Raw genomic sequence first — 15,264 nt, forward strand, 5'->3', positions numbered from 1 at the left:
GCGAGTTTGTTTTTCAGACCCGGATGACCTGCGGGCCCAGCAGGGAGTAGCGATGGGCTTCGGCGGTCGGCAGGAGGGTGCTCGTCACGATCGCCTCCAGCGCGCCGACCTCGGCGAACCGGCAGAAGCTGACCGCTCCGAACTTGGTGTGCACGCCCGCGAAGACGGCGCGCCGCGCGGCCCGTATCGCCTGCGCCTTGACCTCGCTGACCGCCGGGTCGGGCGTGGTCAGGCCGTGCTCGCGGGAGATGCCGTTGGCGCCGATGTAGGCGAGGTCGACGACGAAGCCCGCCAGCATCTTCGTCGTCCAGTGGTCGACGGTGGCCAGCGTGCCGGCCCGGACCCGGCCGCCGAGCAGCAGTACCGAGACCTGCTCGGCCTCCGCCAGGGCGGCCGCGACCGGCAGCGAGGCGGTGACCACGGTCAGCGGCCGGTCGGTCGGCAGCGCCTCGGCGATGAGCTGCGGGGTGAAGCCCTCGTCCACGAAGACCGTCTCCGCGTCCCCGAGCAGCTCGGCCGCGGCGGCCGCGATCCGGCGCTTCTCGGGGACATGGCTGGTGGCACGGAAGGCGAGCGTCGTCTCGAAGCCGGCGCTCTCCACCGGACAGGCGCCCCCGTGGGTACGCCGCACCAGGCCGTGGTCCTCCAGGGTGCGCAGATCGCGCCGGATGGTCTCCCTGGCCACGCCCAGCTCCTCGGCCAGCGCGGTGACGTCGACCGAGCCGGTCGCACGTGCGGCCAGCACGATCGCGCGCCGGCGTTCTTCGGCCGTCCTCACGCTCATGTCGTCACCGCCTTCCCGTGGAGCTGCCCGTTCGGGCCCCGCGGCAAATTTCTACAGCGGGTCCGCGGCGCTGACCAGGCCTGCTGGCGGTCCGATCCTGCCCGTCTGTGCCCGTATGCCCGGTGGGGTGCCCGGCGCGGACCTGCGGCGGTCGCGGCGGGCGGGGTGGGAGCGGGCGTCCCGGATGCCCGAAACGGCGGCGGGCGGGCCCGTTCGGTGCCCGCCCGCGTGCGTGGGGGTTCGTTTTCGGCCGCCCCAGGGCCATCTTCCCGCCGCCCGTAGTGACCCGCCGCCCGAAGCGCCCGGTACGGAGTCCGGAGCGCTCAGTACGGCCAGACGGGCGGATCGTTCACGAAGTGCCCGCCGAGGTGGCTGTGCGCGGGGTTCTGCGGGTCCAGCTCGCCCTGCTCGGCGATCAGCTTCCCGGCGTACGGCTCGGAGTCGTCCTGCGGCTCGTAGCCGAGCGCCCGCGCGCTCGCCAGGTCCCACCACAGCCGGGTGTTGGCGGAGGAGCCGTAGACGACCGTGTGCCCGACGTTCTCGGCGGTCAGGGCCGCATGGAAGAGACGGGCGCCGTCGGTCGGGCTCATCCACACCGAGAGCATGCGCACGCCGGTCGGCTCCGGGAAGCAGGAGCCGATGCGCACGGACACGGTCTCCAGGCCGTGCTTGTCCCAGTACAGCTGGGCGAGGTCCTCGCCGAAGGACTTGGACAGGCCGTAGAAGGTGTCCGGGCGGCGCGGGGTGTCGACCGGGATCAGCGGCTCGCCCGCGCGCGGGGCCGGGGTGAAGCCGACGGCGTGGTTGGAGGAGGCGAAGACGATCCGGGGGACGCCCTCCTCGCGGGCGGCCTCGTAGAGGTTGTAGGTGCCCTCGATGTTCGCCTTCAGGATCTTCTCGAAGGGGGCTTCCAGGGAGATGCCCGCGAGGTGGAGGACCGCGTCCACGCCCCGCACGGCCTCGCGCAGCGCCTCCCGGTCGCCGAGGTCGGCGGTGATGGCGTCCGGCTCGCCCTCGACGGGGCGCATGTCGAACAGGCGCAGGGTGTAGCCGTACTCCGGCAGCAGGGACCGCATCAGGGTGCCGAGCCCGCCGGCGGCGCCGGTGAGCAGAACGGTGCGGGGAGCGGGCATCCTCGGTTCTCCTTGCGGCCGACATTCACATACGTGGACACGCTAAGGATTTCGTCGCGCCCGGTCAAGTGTCGCGTGATCTCCGTGAATTCGCTCCGGGTGTTGCGGATTCGCCTGCTTGACCTGCCACAAGAAGGGCCCGTAGCGTGGTCGCGTTCAGAAATATGGACATGGATCAGAGACATGCACCGGCGTGTCCCAAGGGAGAGCCCGTGACGCCAGCCCCTCTCGCCGCCCGGCTCCGCGAGCCGCGCGGGCCGCTCTTCTTCCCGGTCACGGCCTACGGCCAGGGCGGCACCCCCGACCTCGACGTCTACCGCACCCATGTCCGCCGGGGCGTCGCCGCCGGTGCCGCCGCCGTGTTCGCCTGCTGCGGCACCGGGGAGTTCCACGCGCTGCTGCCGGAGGAGTTCGAGGCCTGCGTCCGGGCGGCCGTCGAGGCGGCCGACGGACGCGTCCCGGTCGTCGCGGGCGCCGGCTACGGCACCGCGCTCGCCGTCCGCTACGCCCGTCTCGCCGAGGCGGCCGGCGCCGACGGCCTCCTCGCCATGCCGCCGTACCTCGTGCTGGCCGGCCAGGAGGGGCTGCTGCGCCACTACCGGGAGCTGGCCGCGGCCACCGCTCTTCCCGTGATCGTCTACCAGCGCGACAACGCCGTCTTCACCCCGCACACGGTGGTCGAACTCGCCCGCACCGACGGCATCATCGGCCTCAAGGACGGGCTCGGCGACCTCGACCTCATGCAGCGGATCGTCAGCGCCGTCCGCACCGAGGTCCCCGGCGACTTCCTGTACTTCAACGGCCTGCCCACCGCCGAGCAGACCCAGCTCGCCTACCGCGCCCTCGGCATCACCCTGTACTCCTCGGCCGTCTTCTGCTTCGCCCCCGAGATCGCCCTCGCGTACCACAGGGCGCTCGAAGCGGGCGACACGGCGACCGTCCGGCGCCTGCTGGACGGCTTCTACCGCCCCTTCGTCGAGCTGCGCGCCCAAGGCCGCGGCTACGCCGTCTCGCTCGTCAAGGCGGGCGTACGGCTGCGCGGCCTGGACGTCGGCGAGGTCCGGCCCCCGCTGCACGAGCCGGCCGAGGACCACGTCAAACAGCTCGCCCGGCTGATCGAGCGGGGATACGCACTGCTGGAGGAGGGTGCGTGAAGGCATCGGCGTTCGTCTATCCCTGGGACGTCAACGGGGACCCCGAGGCCCCGGCGCGCATCGCCGGGCTCGGCGTGGAGCAGGTGACCCTCGCCGCCGCCTACCACTCCACCCGCGCCCTGACCCCCCGCCACCCCCGCCATCGCATCGTCACCCCCGAGTACGCGGCCGTCCTCTACCCGCCGGGCGCCCGCTGGGCGGGCCGTGGCCTGCGTCCCCACCCCGCCGGACACTGGGCCCCGGGCGACGCCTACGGCGAGGCCGCGCGGGCCCTCGCGGAGGCCGGTCTGGAGGTGCACACCTGGGTCGTCCTCGCCCACAACTCCCGCCTGGGCGCCGAACATCCGGACACCTCCGTCGTCAACGCCTACGGCGACCCCTACCCCTGGGCGCCCTGCATCGCCCAGCCCGCCACGCGCGCGTACCTGGTCGACCTGGCCGCCGAGGCCGCCGTACGCCCCGGCGCGCGCGGCACCGAGCTGGAGTCCCTCGGCTGGTACGGGCTCCAGCATCTGCACGCCCACGACAAGATCTCCGGCGTCGCTCTCGGCGAGGCCGGGCAGTACCTGATGTCCCTGTGCTTCTGCCCCTCCTGCCGCGCCGGGTACGGCGAACGCGGCCTGGACGCCGATGAGTTGGCGGCCTCCGTACGGGCCGCGCTGGGGCCGCTGTGGCGGGGCGCGGCGGACGACGAGGGCTGGCCGACGGTCGCCGAGCTGCTCGGCGAGGAGGCGGCGGTCCGCACGCGCGCGTGGCGCGACGACACCGCCGGCACCCTCCAGGAACGGGCCGTCGCCGCCGTGCGCGCCGCCGCGCCGGCCGGCTTCCAGGTCCTGCTGCACGCCGACCCGGTCTCCTACCACTGCGGGGCCAACGCCGGCGTCGACCCCGCCCGCGTCCTCTCCGTCGCCGACGGCGTGGTGGTGCCCTGCGCGGGCGGTACGGCCCTGCTGTCGCCCTTCGCCGAGCAGGCCCGTGAGGAGACGGTGCTGGCCGCCAACTTCACCGTCGTCTCCGGCATGGGCGGCAGCCCCGGCACGCTGGCGGCGGACGCGGCACGCGCGCGTGCGCGAGGCGCGACGGAACTGCGGCTCTATCACGCCGGGCTGGCCTCCGACGCCGACCTCGCCGCGGCGCGCGAGGCGCTGTCGGCCCGCTGAGGGGCCGGCGGCGGCAATCCGCCGGAAGCTGTCGGCAATGCCGCCGGGGCGTCCACCGACCCGAATCTGCTGCCGGCGGCATGCGCTACCTCGCCCCGATTCTGCGCGGGCGCCGCCTGCCTCGGCGGCGGCGGCCTCGGCGGCGGGCGATCACGGCGGCGGCTGCGCGGCACCGATGAGTTTTCGCGCACCGGCCGGTCAGCCCTTCGTACGAGGAGCGCAACATCGAGGAGTGAGACATGACCATGGTCGACCTCGGCCCGCAGACCCGGATCCTGGCGCGGCTCGCCGAGTCCGTGACCGACGAGCAGCTGGCCGCCCGCACACCGTGCCCGGAGCACGCGGTTCGGAACCTGCTGGCCCATATCCAGATGCTCTCCATGGCGTTCCGTGACGCCGCCCGCAAGGACCTCGGTACGACGACCGACAGCGATCCGGCCGCTGCCGTCCCGGACATCGGCCCCGGCTGGCGCGAGGAACTGCCCAAGGCCCTCGACGAACTCGCCGACGCCTGGCGCGACCCGGACGCCTGGACCGGCATGACCCGCGCGGGCGGGGTGGACCTGCCGGGCGAGGTCGCCGGTGCCGTCGTGGCCGACGAACTGGTCATCCACGGCTGGGACCTGGCCCGCGCCGTCGGCCGGCCCTACGACCCCGACCCCGCCGCCCTGGACTCGGCCCATGTGTTCCTCCTCATGGCCGCCGAGAACACGGACCGCGACGGCCGGCTCTTCGGCCCCGTCGTCCCGGTCCCGGAGGACGCCCCGCTGCTGGACCGTGCGCTGGGCCTGAGCGGACGGGACCCGGGGTGGGGCCGGTGACTGAGTAGCCCGACCGGGTGCGGCTGAGTACATGGACCCGTGTGCGGGCCCCCTCCGCACCGGTTCACTGCTCGTATGACCACACAGCACCTCGCGCCGCTCCCGGGACCGCTCGACCGGGCGGACCGGGATCCCCATGCCTGGGTGGCCCCGACCGTCGCCACGGCCCTCGCGGTCGTGCTCGGTCCGGCCGCCGTCATGTTCGGCGGGCTGTCCGTGATGGCCACGGACAGCTGCGGGCCCGACGACTGCTCGGCCGCGCTGAACACCGCGCTGTCCTGGATCTTCGGGCTGATCTTCTACGGCTTCCCGGTCTCCGCCGCGGCCCTGCTCACGGCCTGGCTGCTGCCCTGGAAGCGCCGCTGGTCGGCAGCGCGGGTCTGGGTGGCCCTGGGCGCCCTGCTGCCGCCTCTGGCCGTGCTGTACCTGGCGTTCACGCTTCCCGCGCCGTGACGCGGTGCACCTAGGCCCCGGGTTCCACTTGCCCGAGCGGCCCTGGACCGGGCGCGCGCTGTCGTACGCTCCCTCCCATGCCGCTCACCCTCACCGTCCTCGGCACGGCCTCCCCGCATCCCGGCCCCGGCCGGCCCTGCTCCGGCTATCTGCTGTCCGGCGGGGGCGCCGAGGTGTGGCTGGACGCCGGGCCCGGTACGTTCGCCGAGTTGCAGCGGCACACGGATCCGGCGCGGCTGACCGCGATCTGGATCTCGCATCTGCACGCCGACCACAGCGCCGATCTGCTCTGTGCCGCCTACGCCTTCGCGTACGGCGGGATGACCCCGGCCGCGCCGATCCCGGTGTACGCGCCGCAGGACTGCGCCCGCCGGCTGGCCGGTTTCCTCGGGCGGGCGGACGTCGACTTCCTCAAGGGCGTCTTCGACTTCCGGGCCCTGTACGACGGCCTCGACGTGCGGCACTGGAACCTCCGGCTGACCGCCCGCGCCGTCGCCCACGACACCGAGGCGTACGGGCTGCGCGCCGAGTGCCAGGGCAGCGTGCTCGCGTACTCGGGGGACAGCGGGCCGTGCCCCGCACTCACCGAACTCGCCGCCCGTGCGGACCTGTTCCTGTGCGAGGCCGACATCGACGCCCATCGCGATGGCGAACAGGTCCACCTGACCCCGGAGGACGCCGGCCGCGCCGCCCGCGCCGCCCGGGTCCGGGAGCTGCTCATCGCCCACGTCGGGCCCACGCTCACCCGTGAGGAGGCCACCGCCCGCGCCGCCGCCGTCTCCGGGCGGCCCACCGGCACCGCCCGCGAAGGCGACACCCGCACCTTCTGACGCGCCGACTTCCTTTTGTCAGAGGCATTGACGAACCACGTGCCCCCTCCTACCTTCAACGCGTCGTACTTCGTACGTCATATATGAGACGCGATTGTGAGATCCGAGAGGGCCGCATGACCTCTGTGCCCACCCCGATCCCGTCCCGCACGCAGTTCGTGCTGGACGCGATCAAACACCGCATCCTGACCGGGCAGTTGACGCCTGGTCAGGCTCTGGTCGAGACGGAGCTGGCCGCGCAGTTCGGGGTGTCCAAGACCCCGGTGCGCGAGGCGCTGAAGACACTCGCCGGGACCGGACTCGTCGTGATGAGCCAGTACAAGGGCGTCACGGTGCGCATGGTGGACGCGGACATGGCACGCGAGGTCTACGACGTGCGGCTGCTGCTGGAGCCGGAGGCGCTGAGAAGGGCCGTCGGGCGAGGCGCGTCCCTCGACGCCGCGCGCTCCGCACTGACCCGCGCCGACGCCGCCACCGACACCGCCGAACGCTCCCTCGCCAACCGCGAGTTCCACCGCGCCCTCTATCTGCCCTGCGGCAACCCGCTGCTCGGCCGGATGCTGGACGAGGTCCGCGACCAGGCCGCCCTGGTCTCCGCCGTGGCCTGGGCCGCCGATCCCTCCTGGGAGCGGGAGGCCGCCGAGCACCGGGAGATCCTGCGGCTCGCGCTCGACGGTGACGCGGACGGCGCCGCGAGCGCCCTGCACGACCACATCGCCTCGTTCGTACGGCGAGCTTTCCCCTCGGACACCGAGGACACCGAGGACACCGAGGACACCGAGGACACCGAGGACACCCGGTCCCACCCAGCGGAAGGCCGTTCATGAGCAGTGTGACGTTCGAGACCGGGCGGGCGGCCCTGGCCGACGTGGTGGCCATCCCGGTGACTCCCTTCGCCGAGGACGGCTCCGTCGACACCGGCGCCCACCGGGCCCTGCTGCGTCGCCTGCTCCACGGCGGGATCAGGACCCTCACCCCGGGCGGCAACACCGGGGAGTTCTACGCCCTCACGCCCGAAGAACGCCGTCTGGTCACCGAGTTGACGATCGAGGAGGCCGGCGACCGCGCCGCGGTCCTCGTGGGCGTCGGCCACGACCTGCCGACCGCGATCGCCTCCGCCCGGCACGCCCGCGACCTCGGCGCCCCTATGGTCATGGTCCACCAGCCCGTGCACCCCTACGTCTCGGCCGCCGGCTGGGTCGACTACCACCGGGCCATCGCCGAGGCCGTCCCCGAGCTGGGCGTGGTGCCGTACATCCGCAACAGCCAGCTGCCCGGCGCCCGCCTCGCCGAACTCGCCGACCACTGCCCGAACGTCCTCGGCGTGAAGTACGCCGTACCGGACGCCGCACGGTTCGCGGGCTTCGCACGGGACGCGGGCCTCGACCGCTTCGTCTGGGTCGCCGGCCTCGCCGAGCCGTACGCCCCCGCCTACTTCTCGGCGGGCGCCACCGGCTTCACCTCCGGGCTCGTGAACGTCGCCCCGGCCGTTTCGCTGAACATGATGGAAGCGCTTCGATCCGGCGACTACCCGGCCGCCATGAAGGTCTGGGAGCAGATCCGCCGCTTCGAGGAACTGCGTGCCGCCCACGGCTCCGCCAACAACGTCACCGTCGTCAAGGAGGCCCTCGCCGCGCTCGGCCTCTGCCGCCGCGACGTCCGCCCGCCGAGCAGGCCCCTGCCCGAGGACGAGCGCGCCGAGGTCGCCGCCATCGCCGCCGGATGGCCCATATGAAGCGGCCGGAGGAACTCAGAAGCCACCAGTGGTACGGCACCGACGGCCTGCGCTCCTTCAGCCACCGCGCCCGCACCCGCCAGCTCGGCTACCTCCCCGAGGAGCACCTCGGCAAGCCGGTCATCGCGATCCTCAACACCTGGTCCGACATCAACCCCTGCCATGCGCATCTGCGGGACCGCGCGCAGGCCGTCAAGCGCGGGGTGTGGCAGGCGGGCGGCTTCCCGCTGGAGTTCCCGGTCTCCACCCTCAGCGAGACCTTCCAGAAGCCGACCCCGATGCTCTACCGCAACCTGCTCGCGATGGAGACCGAGGAACTGCTGCGCTCCTACCCCGTCGACGGCGCGGTGCTGATGGGCGGCTGCGACAAGACGACCCCGGCGCTGCTCATGGGTGCCGCCTCCGTGGACCTGCCGACCGTCTTCGTGCCCGCCGGTCCCATGCTCCCCGGCCACTGGCGCGGCGAGGTGCTCGGCTCCGGCACCGACATGTGGAAGTACTGGGACGACAGGCGCGCGGGCCTCATCGGCGACTGCGAGCTGACCGAGCTGGAGAGCGGCCTGGCCCGCTCGCCCGGCCACTGCATGACCATGGGTACGGCGTCCACGCTGACCGCCGCCGCCGAGGCGCTCGGGGTGACCGTGCCGGGCGCGTCCAGCATCCCGGCGGTCGACTCGGGACACGACCGGATGGCGGCCAGGGCGGGCCTGAGCGTCGTCGAACTGGTCCGCCGCGGCCGGCGGCTGTCCGAGATCCTCACCCGTGAGGCCTTCGAGGACGCCGTCACCACCGTGCTCGGCCTCGGCGGCTCCACCAACGCGGTGATCCACCTGATCGCCATGGCCGGCCGCGCCCGGGTGAAGCTCACCCTCGACGACTTCGACCGCATCGCCCGGACCGTGCCCGTCCTCGCCAACGTCCGCCCCGGCGGACAGCGGTACCTGATGGAGGACTTCCACTTCGCGGGAGGCCTGCCCGGCTTCCTGTCCCGTATCACCGACCTGCTCCACCTGGACCGGCCGACGGTGTCGTACGACAGCCTGCGCGAGCAGCTGGACGGCGCGCGGGTGCACGACGACGACGTCATCCGGCCCCGCGGCAACCCGGTCGCGAGCGAGGGCGGGGTCGCGGTCCTGCGCGGCAACCTCTGCCCGGACGGCGCGGTCATCAAGCACATCACCGCCGAGCCCCGCCTGCTGAAGCACACCGGCCCGGCCGTCGTCTTCGACGACTACCGGACCATGCAGCGCACCGTCGACGACCCCGCGCTCGGCATCACCGCCGACAGCGTGCTGGTGCTGCGGGGCGCCGGACCCAAGGGCGGCCCCGGCATGCCCGAGTACGGCATGCTCCCCATCCCGGACCACCTGCTGAGGCAGGGCGTGCGGGACATGGTCCGCATCTCCGACGCCCGGATGAGCGGCACGAGTTACGGCACCTGCGTACTGCACGTGGCCCCGGAGTCGTACATCGGCGGCCCGCTGGCGCTGGTGCGCACCGGGGACCTCATCACCCTGGACGTCGCGGCGCGCAGCCTCCATCTGCACGTGGACGACGGGGAGTTGGCGCGGCGCAGGGTGGCGTGGACGCCCCCGCCCGCCCGGTACGAGCGCGGCTACGGCGTCCTCTACAACGGGCAGATCACCCAGGCCGACACCGGCTGCGACTTCGAGTTCCTCGCCCGGCCGGGCAAGGTGCCGGACCCGTACGCCGGCTGACCTCGCCCTCGCGGCGGCTCCGTATGGCCGAGATGTCGAACAACGACCGGAAAGCGCTTCACCCAGAACGGAGAACAGTCATGGCCCAAGCCGCAGCCGTGGCGAAACCGCCCGCGCCACCCCGGCGGCGCCGCGCCTCCGCGACCCCGCGCAGGCTGCCGTACCTGCTGATCGCCCCGGCGGCCCTGCTGATGCTGGGCTTCATCGCCTACCCGGTGCTCAGCGTCTTCTACTACAGCCTGCAGAACTACAACCCGACCAAGCCGTGGCGGAACGGCTTCGCGGGCCTCGGCAACTTCACCCAGGCCTTCGCCCACGACCCCCAGTTCTGGGACACGCTGACCTTCAGCGCCAAGTGGGTCGCGGTGGAGGTCGGGCTCCAGCTGCTGTGCGGGCTGGCGCTGGCGCTCATCGTCAACCAGAGCTTCGTCGGGCGGGCGGTGGGCCGGGCCCTGGTCTTCTCCCCGTGGGCCGTCTCCGGCGTACTGACGTCCGCGATCTGGGTGCTGCTCTACAACTCCCAGACGGGCGTCACCCGTTACCTCGCCGACGCGGGGCTCGGGTCGTACGGCACCAGCTGGCTCTCGGACACGTCCACCGTCTTCCCGGCGGCGGTGGTCGCCGATCTCTGGCGGGGCGTGCCCTTCTTCGCGATCCTCATCCTCGCCGACCTCCAGTCCGTCTCCAAGGACCTGTACGAGGCCGCCGAGGTCGACGGGGCCGGCAGGATCAAGCAGTTCCGGCACATCACGCTGCCCCATCTGAAGGACGCGATCGTGCTGTCCACGCTGCTGCGCGCGGTGTGGGAGTTCAACAACGTCGACCTGCTCTACACCCTGACCGGCGGCGGCCCTGCGGGGGAGACGACGACCCTGCCCCTCTACATCGCCGACACCAGCGTCGACGCGCACAACTTCGGCTACGCCTCCGCCCTGACCACGGTGGCGTTCGTGATCCTGCTCTTCTGCTCGATCGCCTATCTGCGGCTGAGCAAGTTCGGAGGTGAGCCCACGTGATCACCGAGATCGCTCCCGCGCCCGAGCGCGTGGCCGCCGAGCCCGTCAAGGCCCGTAAGAAGCGCCGGGCCTGGGACGAGGTCCCGCGCTGGCAGATCTATGTCCCCTTGTCGATCTATCTTCTGTTCACCCTGATCCCCTTCTACTGGATCCTGCTCTTCGCCCTGCGCCCGGCCGGCTCGACCTCCCTCGTGCCCTGGCCGATGACCTTCGAGCACTTCCAGAAGGTGTGGACCGAGCGCAGCTTCGGCACCTACTTCGCCAACAGCGTCTACGTCGGCCTCGCCACCCTGGTGCTGACCACGGCCGTCGCGCTGGCCGGCGGCTACGCGCTCGCCCGCTTCGACTTCCGTCTCAAGCGCGGTTTCATGCTGGCCCTGCTCTGCTCGCAGTTCGTGCCGGGCGCGCTGCTGCTCGTCCCGCTGTTCCAGATCTTCGCCGGGCTGTCGATGATCAACTCGCTGGGGAGCGTGATCATCGCCGAGACCGTCTTCCAGCTCCCGCTGTCGATGATCCTGATCAGCGGGTTCATCCGGAACGTGCCGTACTCCCTGGAGGAGGCCGCCTGGGTGGACGGCTGCAACCGGCTGACCGCCTTCCGGATCGTCGTACTGCCGCTGCTGCGGCCCGGGTTGATCGCCGTCGGCTCCTTCGCCTTCGTGCACGCCTGGAACCACTTCCTCTTCGCCCTGATGTTCCTCTCCGACCAGAGCAAGCAGACCATCCCGGTGGGCCTCAACACCCTGATGAGCGCCGACAGCGTCGACCTGGGCGCGCTGGCGGCCGGCGGCATCATCGCGGCCGTACCCGTCGTGATCGTCTTCGCCTTCATCCAGAAGTGGCTGATCACCGGCTTCAGCGCGGGGGCGGTGAAGGGATGAGCGGTGAAGGGATGAGCATCGACATCGTCCTCGCGGGAGCGCGCGGCCATGGCCGCTGGCACCTCGACAACATCCGCAGGCTCCAGCGGCAGGGCCTCGTCCGCCTCGCCGGTATCTGCGAGCTGACCCCGCTCACCCCCGACGAGATCCCGGACGGTCTCGGCACGCCCGCGCAGTCCGCCGACCTCGGCGCGCTGCTCGACGCCACCGGCGCCCGGATCGCCGTGATCTGCACCCCCATCCCCACCCACACCGACCTCGCGCTGGAAGCCGCGCGCAGGGGCGTGCACCTGCTGCTGGAGAAGCCGCCCGCGCCGTCGTACGCCGAGTTCCGGCGCCTGGCCGACGGCGTCGACAAGGCCGGGGTGGTCTGCCAGATCGGGTTCCAGTCGCTCGGCTCGCACGCCGTGCCCGCGATCCGGCGGCTCATCGCCGAGGGCGCCGTCGGCGAGGTCATCGGCGTCGGCGGCGCCGGGGCCTGGGTCCGGGACGAGGCCTACTTCCGGCGGGCGCCCTGGGCGGGCCGGCGGCGGCTGAACGGCGTCGACGTGGTCGACGGTGTCCTCACCAACCCGCTCGCGCACGCCGTCGCCACCGGCCTCGCCCTGCTCGGCACCACCCGCGCCGAGGACGTCACCGGTATCGAGACCGAGCTGCGGCGCGCCCATGCCATCGAGTCCGACGACACCTCGTGCGTCAGGGTCAGCACCCCGCGCGGCCCGGTCACGGTCGCCGCGACCCTGTGCGCCGAGGAAGCGGCCGAGCCGTATGTGCTGGTGCACGGCAGCAGCGGCCGGATCACCTTCTGGTACAAGCAGGACCGGGTGCTGCTCCAGCGCGCCGGACACGGCCCGGAGGAGACCGGGTACGGCCGTACCGACCTGCTGCGGAACCTGGTCGGGCATCTTCAGGGCGGTGCGGACCTGCTGGTCCCGCCGGACACCACCGGTGCCTTCATGCGGGTCGTCGAGGCCATCCGCACCGCCCCCGACCCCGCCCCGCTCCCGGAGGGCGTCTGGCGGCCGCTGCCCGCCGAGCACCGCCGGGTCGTGCCCGGCATCGACGGCCTGGTCGCGGCCGCCGCCGACACCCTCGCCCTCTACTCCGAGCTGGGCGCCGACTGGGCCCTGCCGAAAGCACCGAGGACACCGAGAGCACCGAAGGCGCCGGACGAGGTGAGCCCCCGATGACCCCCTCGGACACCCTGGTCCTGCGCGTCGAGGGCCGCCCGGTCGCCCGGTACCTCATCCGGCCCGAGCTGCCCGCCCGGCTCTCCCCGCGCCCCTTCCTGCACCCCGTCACCACCCTGGCCGGCACGCCGGTCACCGAGCTGAGCCCCGCCGACCACCCGCACCACCTCGGCGTCGGTGTCGCCGTTCCCGACGTCGAGGGGCACAACTTCTGGGGCGGACGCACCTTCGTACGCGACCGGGGGCCGACCGAGCTGGACGACCACGGCACCCAGCGGCACACCTCCTTCCAGCTCCGCGACCCCGACGGGTTCGTGGCCGAGCTGCGCTGGGTCGTCGCCGGAACCGAGCTGCTGCGCGAACGCCGTACCGTCGCGGCCTGCGAACTCACCTCCTCCGCCTGGGCGTTGGACTTCACCTTCTCCCTCACCAACGTCACCCCCGACCCGCTGTCGATCGGCAGCCCCGCCACCAACGGGCGACCCGGCGCGGCCTACGGCGGCTTCTTCTGGCGGGCCCGCAGGGAGGACCGGGCGCCGCAGGTCTTCACCGCCGGCCGCGAGGGCGAGACCGGGATACACGGCAGCCGCGCCGACTGGCTGGCGCTCGCCGGGTGGGGGTCCCCCCGATCGAGCGGAGCCGGGAGCGGGGGAGGCTGGACGCTGGTGTTCGCCGGGGCCACCGAGGAGACCCGGCGTGACCCGTGGTTCGTGCGCGCCGCCGAGTACCCGGGCGTCGGCTCGTCGCTGGCGCACACCGAGCGGCTGGCCGTCGAGCCCGGCGGCACCGTCGTACGGCGGATCGTCACCGTCGTCGCCGACGGCCGGCTGGACCGGGACGAGGCGGCCGCGCTGGTCCGCAAGGCGGTGACCCGGTGACGACGTACACGAACCCGATCCTGGACGCCGACTGGTCCGACCCGGACGTGGTCCGCGTCGGCGACGACTTCTACCTCACCGCCTCCAGCTTCGGCCGTGTCCCCGGCCTGCCCCTGCTGCACTCGCGCGACCTCGTCCACTGGACCCTCGTCGGCCATGCCCTCGAACGCCTCCACCCGGAGGAGGAGTTCGCCCGTCCCCGGCACGACTGCGGGGTCTGGGCACCGTCGATCCGGCACCACGACGACCGCTTCTGGATCTTCTGGGGCGACACCGACCAGGGCATCTTCCAGATCAACTCCCCGGAGATCAGGGGGCCGTGGACCCGCCCGCACCTGCTCAAGGCGGGCAAGGGCCTCATCGACCCGTGCCCGCTGTGGGACGACGAGACCGGCGAGGCCTACCTCGCGCACGCCTGGGCGAAGTCCCGCTCCGGCATCAAGAACCGCCTCACCGGCCACCGGATGCACCCCGACGGCACCTCACTGCTGGACGCGGGAGAGGTCATCGTCGACGGCGACCGCATCCCCGGCTGGTTCACCCTGGAGGGCCCCAGACTCCACCGGCACGACGGCTGGTTCTGGATCCTGGCGCCCGCCGGGGGAGTGGAGACCGGCTGGCAGGGCGCCTTCCGCGCACGCGGGTTCTTCGGGCCGTACGAGGAGCGGATCGTCCTGGAACAGCAGGACACCGAGGTCAACGGGCCGCACCAGGGCGCCTGGGTGCGCACGGCCGCCGGCGAGGACTGGTTCGTGCACTTCCAGCAGCGCGGCGCGTACGGCAGGGTGGTCCACCTCCAGCCGATGCGCTGGGGGAACGACCGCTGGCCGGTCCTCGGTGACGAGGGCGCCCCCGTCGCCGCGCACCGGCGTCCCGCCCTGCCGGCGCAGCGGCCCGCGGCGCCCGCCACCGACGACGACTTCCCCGGCGGGCGGTACGGCCGCCAGTGGCAGTGGACCGCCAACCCGGGCGACGGCTTCGCCGTCCAGCACTCCGCGGACGGCCTGCGGCTGACCTGCGTGCGCTCGGCCGACGACCATGACGTGCGCGCGCTCCCGAACGTGCTCACCCAGCGGCTGCCCGGCCGTCCGTCCGTGGCGGAGGTCGAACTGCGGCTGGAGGGCACCGAACCGGGGGCGCGGGCGGGGCTCGTGGTGCTCGGGGAGGCGTTCTGCTGGATCGGCCTGGAGCGGGCGGCCGACGGGACGGTCCGGCTCGTGCACCGGTTCGCGGAGGCGGTGGCCGACCGTCAACGGGACGCCGGGGTGCCCCGCCTCGCACCCGAGGGGCGGGCCCGGCTGCGGATCGAGATCGGCGCGGGGGCGCGCTGCCGGTTCGCCTACGACACCGGGGACGGCCTTCGCCCCTCCGGTCCCGTCTCCGCGGCCACGCCGTGGCGCTGGGTGGGTGCCCTGCTCGGCCTGTTCGCCGTCGCGCCACAGGGACCGGGGCACGCGGGGGCGGCGGCCTTCACCCGGTTCCGGATCACGTCGTTGTAGTCCTTCCGCAGT

At 73.0% G+C, this 15,264-nt stretch carries 15 protein-coding genes; 13 read left to right on the plus strand and 2 right to left on the minus strand.

The features are described 5' to 3' along the window. Positions 1 to 13: 13 nt before the first annotated feature. Together AB0L75_RS12745 and AB0L75_RS12750 are read right to left on the minus strand one after the other, a co-directional pair. Positions 14 to 784 carry a DeoR/GlpR family DNA-binding transcription regulator gene (locus AB0L75_RS12745; RefSeq protein WP_365179466.1) on the minus strand — a complete coding sequence of 257 codons (771 nt, stop codon included), beginning with the start codon at positions 782 to 784 and terminating at the stop codon, positions 14 to 16. A 323-nt stretch (positions 785 to 1,107) separates the two neighbouring features. After that, positions 1,108 to 1,917 carry an NAD(P)-dependent oxidoreductase gene (locus AB0L75_RS12750; protein WP_365179469.1) on the minus strand — a complete coding sequence of 270 codons (810 nt, stop codon included), beginning with the start codon at positions 1,915 to 1,917 and terminating at the stop codon, positions 1,108 to 1,110. A gap of 212 nt (positions 1,918 to 2,129) precedes the next feature. On the opposite strand from AB0L75_RS12750, the gene AB0L75_RS12755 reads away from it, so the two are divergent. From AB0L75_RS12755 to AB0L75_RS12815, 13 genes are all read left to right on the plus strand, one after another. Beyond that, on the plus strand, positions 2,130 to 3,071 hold the full coding sequence (locus AB0L75_RS12755; protein WP_365179472.1) for a 5-dehydro-4-deoxyglucarate dehydratase: 942 nt from the start codon (positions 2,130 to 2,132) through the stop codon (positions 3,069 to 3,071). Beyond that, on the plus strand, positions 3,068 to 4,231 hold the full coding sequence (locus AB0L75_RS12760; RefSeq protein WP_365179475.1) for a hypothetical protein: 1,164 nt from the start codon (positions 3,068 to 3,070) through the stop codon (positions 4,229 to 4,231). The genes AB0L75_RS12755 and AB0L75_RS12760 overlap by 4 nt, the downstream gene beginning before the upstream one ends. Before the next feature lie 239 nt (positions 4,232 to 4,470). Then, complete coding sequence (locus AB0L75_RS12765) at positions 4,471 to 5,052, plus strand: TIGR03086 family metal-binding protein (RefSeq protein ID WP_365179478.1); 582 nt, start codon at positions 4,471 to 4,473, stop codon at positions 5,050 to 5,052. 75 nt (positions 5,053 to 5,127) lie between these two features. After that, positions 5,128 to 5,505, plus strand: a complete 378-nt coding sequence (locus AB0L75_RS12770) for a hypothetical protein (RefSeq protein WP_365179481.1) — start codon at positions 5,128 to 5,130, stop codon at positions 5,503 to 5,505. Positions 5,506 to 5,582: 77 nt separating this feature from the next. Then, positions 5,583 to 6,335: an MBL fold metallo-hydrolase gene (locus AB0L75_RS12775; RefSeq protein WP_365179484.1), complete on the plus strand. Its 753-nt coding sequence runs from the start codon at positions 5,583 to 5,585 to the stop codon at positions 6,333 to 6,335. A gap of 116 nt (positions 6,336 to 6,451) precedes the next feature. Continuing rightward, positions 6,452 to 7,162 (plus strand): GntR family transcriptional regulator, encoded by a 711-nt coding sequence (locus tag AB0L75_RS12780; protein ID WP_365179487.1) that lies wholly within the window; start codon positions 6,452 to 6,454, stop codon positions 7,160 to 7,162. Next, a complete protein-coding gene (locus AB0L75_RS12785; protein WP_365179490.1) occupies positions 7,159 to 8,070 on the plus strand; it encodes a dihydrodipicolinate synthase family protein in 912 nt (303 codons plus the stop codon). Before AB0L75_RS12780 ends, AB0L75_RS12785 begins: the two co-directional genes overlap by 4 nt. Further along, entirely contained in the window at positions 8,058 to 9,788 is a 1,731-nt protein-coding gene (araD, locus tag AB0L75_RS12790; RefSeq protein WP_365179493.1) for an L-arabinonate dehydratase, read from the plus strand. The genes AB0L75_RS12785 and araD overlap by 13 nt, the downstream gene beginning before the upstream one ends. 80 nt (positions 9,789 to 9,868) lie before the next feature. Next, positions 9,869 to 10,804 (plus strand): sugar ABC transporter permease, encoded by a 936-nt coding sequence (locus tag AB0L75_RS12795; protein WP_365179496.1) that lies wholly within the window; start codon positions 9,869 to 9,871, stop codon positions 10,802 to 10,804. After that, positions 10,801 to 11,685 carry a carbohydrate ABC transporter permease gene (locus AB0L75_RS12800; RefSeq protein WP_365179499.1) on the plus strand — a complete coding sequence of 295 codons (885 nt, stop codon included), beginning with the start codon at positions 10,801 to 10,803 and terminating at the stop codon, positions 11,683 to 11,685. The genes AB0L75_RS12795 and AB0L75_RS12800 overlap by 4 nt, the downstream gene beginning before the upstream one ends. 11 nt (positions 11,686 to 11,696) lie before the next feature. Then, complete coding sequence (locus tag AB0L75_RS12805; RefSeq protein ID WP_365179502.1) at positions 11,697 to 12,875, plus strand: Gfo/Idh/MocA family oxidoreductase; 1,179 nt, start codon at positions 11,697 to 11,699, stop codon at positions 12,873 to 12,875. Next, the gene (locus tag AB0L75_RS12810) at positions 12,872 to 13,753 is read left to right on the plus strand and encodes a PmoA family protein (protein ID WP_365179505.1); all 882 of its coding nucleotides are present in this window, start codon (positions 12,872 to 12,874) and stop codon (positions 13,751 to 13,753) included. Before AB0L75_RS12805 ends, AB0L75_RS12810 begins: the two co-directional genes overlap by 4 nt. Further along, a complete protein-coding gene (locus AB0L75_RS12815; RefSeq protein ID WP_365179508.1) occupies positions 13,750 to 15,252 on the plus strand; it encodes a family 43 glycosylhydrolase in 1,503 nt (500 codons plus the stop codon). The genes AB0L75_RS12810 and AB0L75_RS12815 overlap by 4 nt, the downstream gene beginning before the upstream one ends. The last annotated feature ends 12 nt before the right edge of the window (positions 15,253 to 15,264 follow it).

It is taken from the genome of Streptomyces sp. NPDC052101, assembly GCF_040680235.1.
Taxonomy (GTDB): domain Bacteria; phylum Actinomycetota; class Actinomycetes; order Streptomycetales; family Streptomycetaceae; genus Streptomyces.

Excerpts from the sequence above, each read along its gene's own strand:
- AB0L75_RS12805 (WP_365179502.1), top strand. The coding sequence starts at position 11,697 with ATGAGCATCGACATCGTCCTCGCGGGAGCGCGCGGCCATGGCCGCTGG.
- araD (WP_365179493.1), top strand. The coding sequence starts at position 8,058 with ATGGCCCATATGAAGCGGCCGGAGGAACTCAGAAGCCACCAGTGGTAC.
- AB0L75_RS12795 (WP_365179496.1), top strand. The coding sequence starts at position 9,869 with ATGGCCCAAGCCGCAGCCGTGGCGAAACCGCCCGCGCCACCCCGGCGG.
- AB0L75_RS12775 (WP_365179484.1), top strand. The coding sequence starts at position 5,583 with ATGCCGCTCACCCTCACCGTCCTCGGCACGGCCTCCCCGCATCCCGGC.
- AB0L75_RS12810 (WP_365179505.1), top strand. The coding sequence starts at position 12,872 with ATGACCCCCTCGGACACCCTGGTCCTGCGCGTCGAGGGCCGCCCGGTC.
- AB0L75_RS12745 (WP_365179466.1), bottom strand. The coding sequence starts at position 784 with ATGAGCGTGAGGACGGCCGAAGAACGCCGGCGCGCGATCGTGCTGGCC.
- AB0L75_RS12770 (WP_365179481.1), top strand. The coding sequence starts at position 5,128 with ATGACCACACAGCACCTCGCGCCGCTCCCGGGACCGCTCGACCGGGCG.
- AB0L75_RS12780 (WP_365179487.1), top strand. The coding sequence starts at position 6,452 with ATGACCTCTGTGCCCACCCCGATCCCGTCCCGCACGCAGTTCGTGCTG.
- AB0L75_RS12750 (WP_365179469.1), bottom strand. The coding sequence starts at position 1,917 with ATGCCCGCTCCCCGCACCGTTCTGCTCACCGGCGCCGCCGGCGGGCTC.
- AB0L75_RS12765 (WP_365179478.1), top strand. The coding sequence starts at position 4,471 with ATGACCATGGTCGACCTCGGCCCGCAGACCCGGATCCTGGCGCGGCTC.
- AB0L75_RS12785 (WP_365179490.1), top strand. The coding sequence starts at position 7,159 with ATGAGCAGTGTGACGTTCGAGACCGGGCGGGCGGCCCTGGCCGACGTG.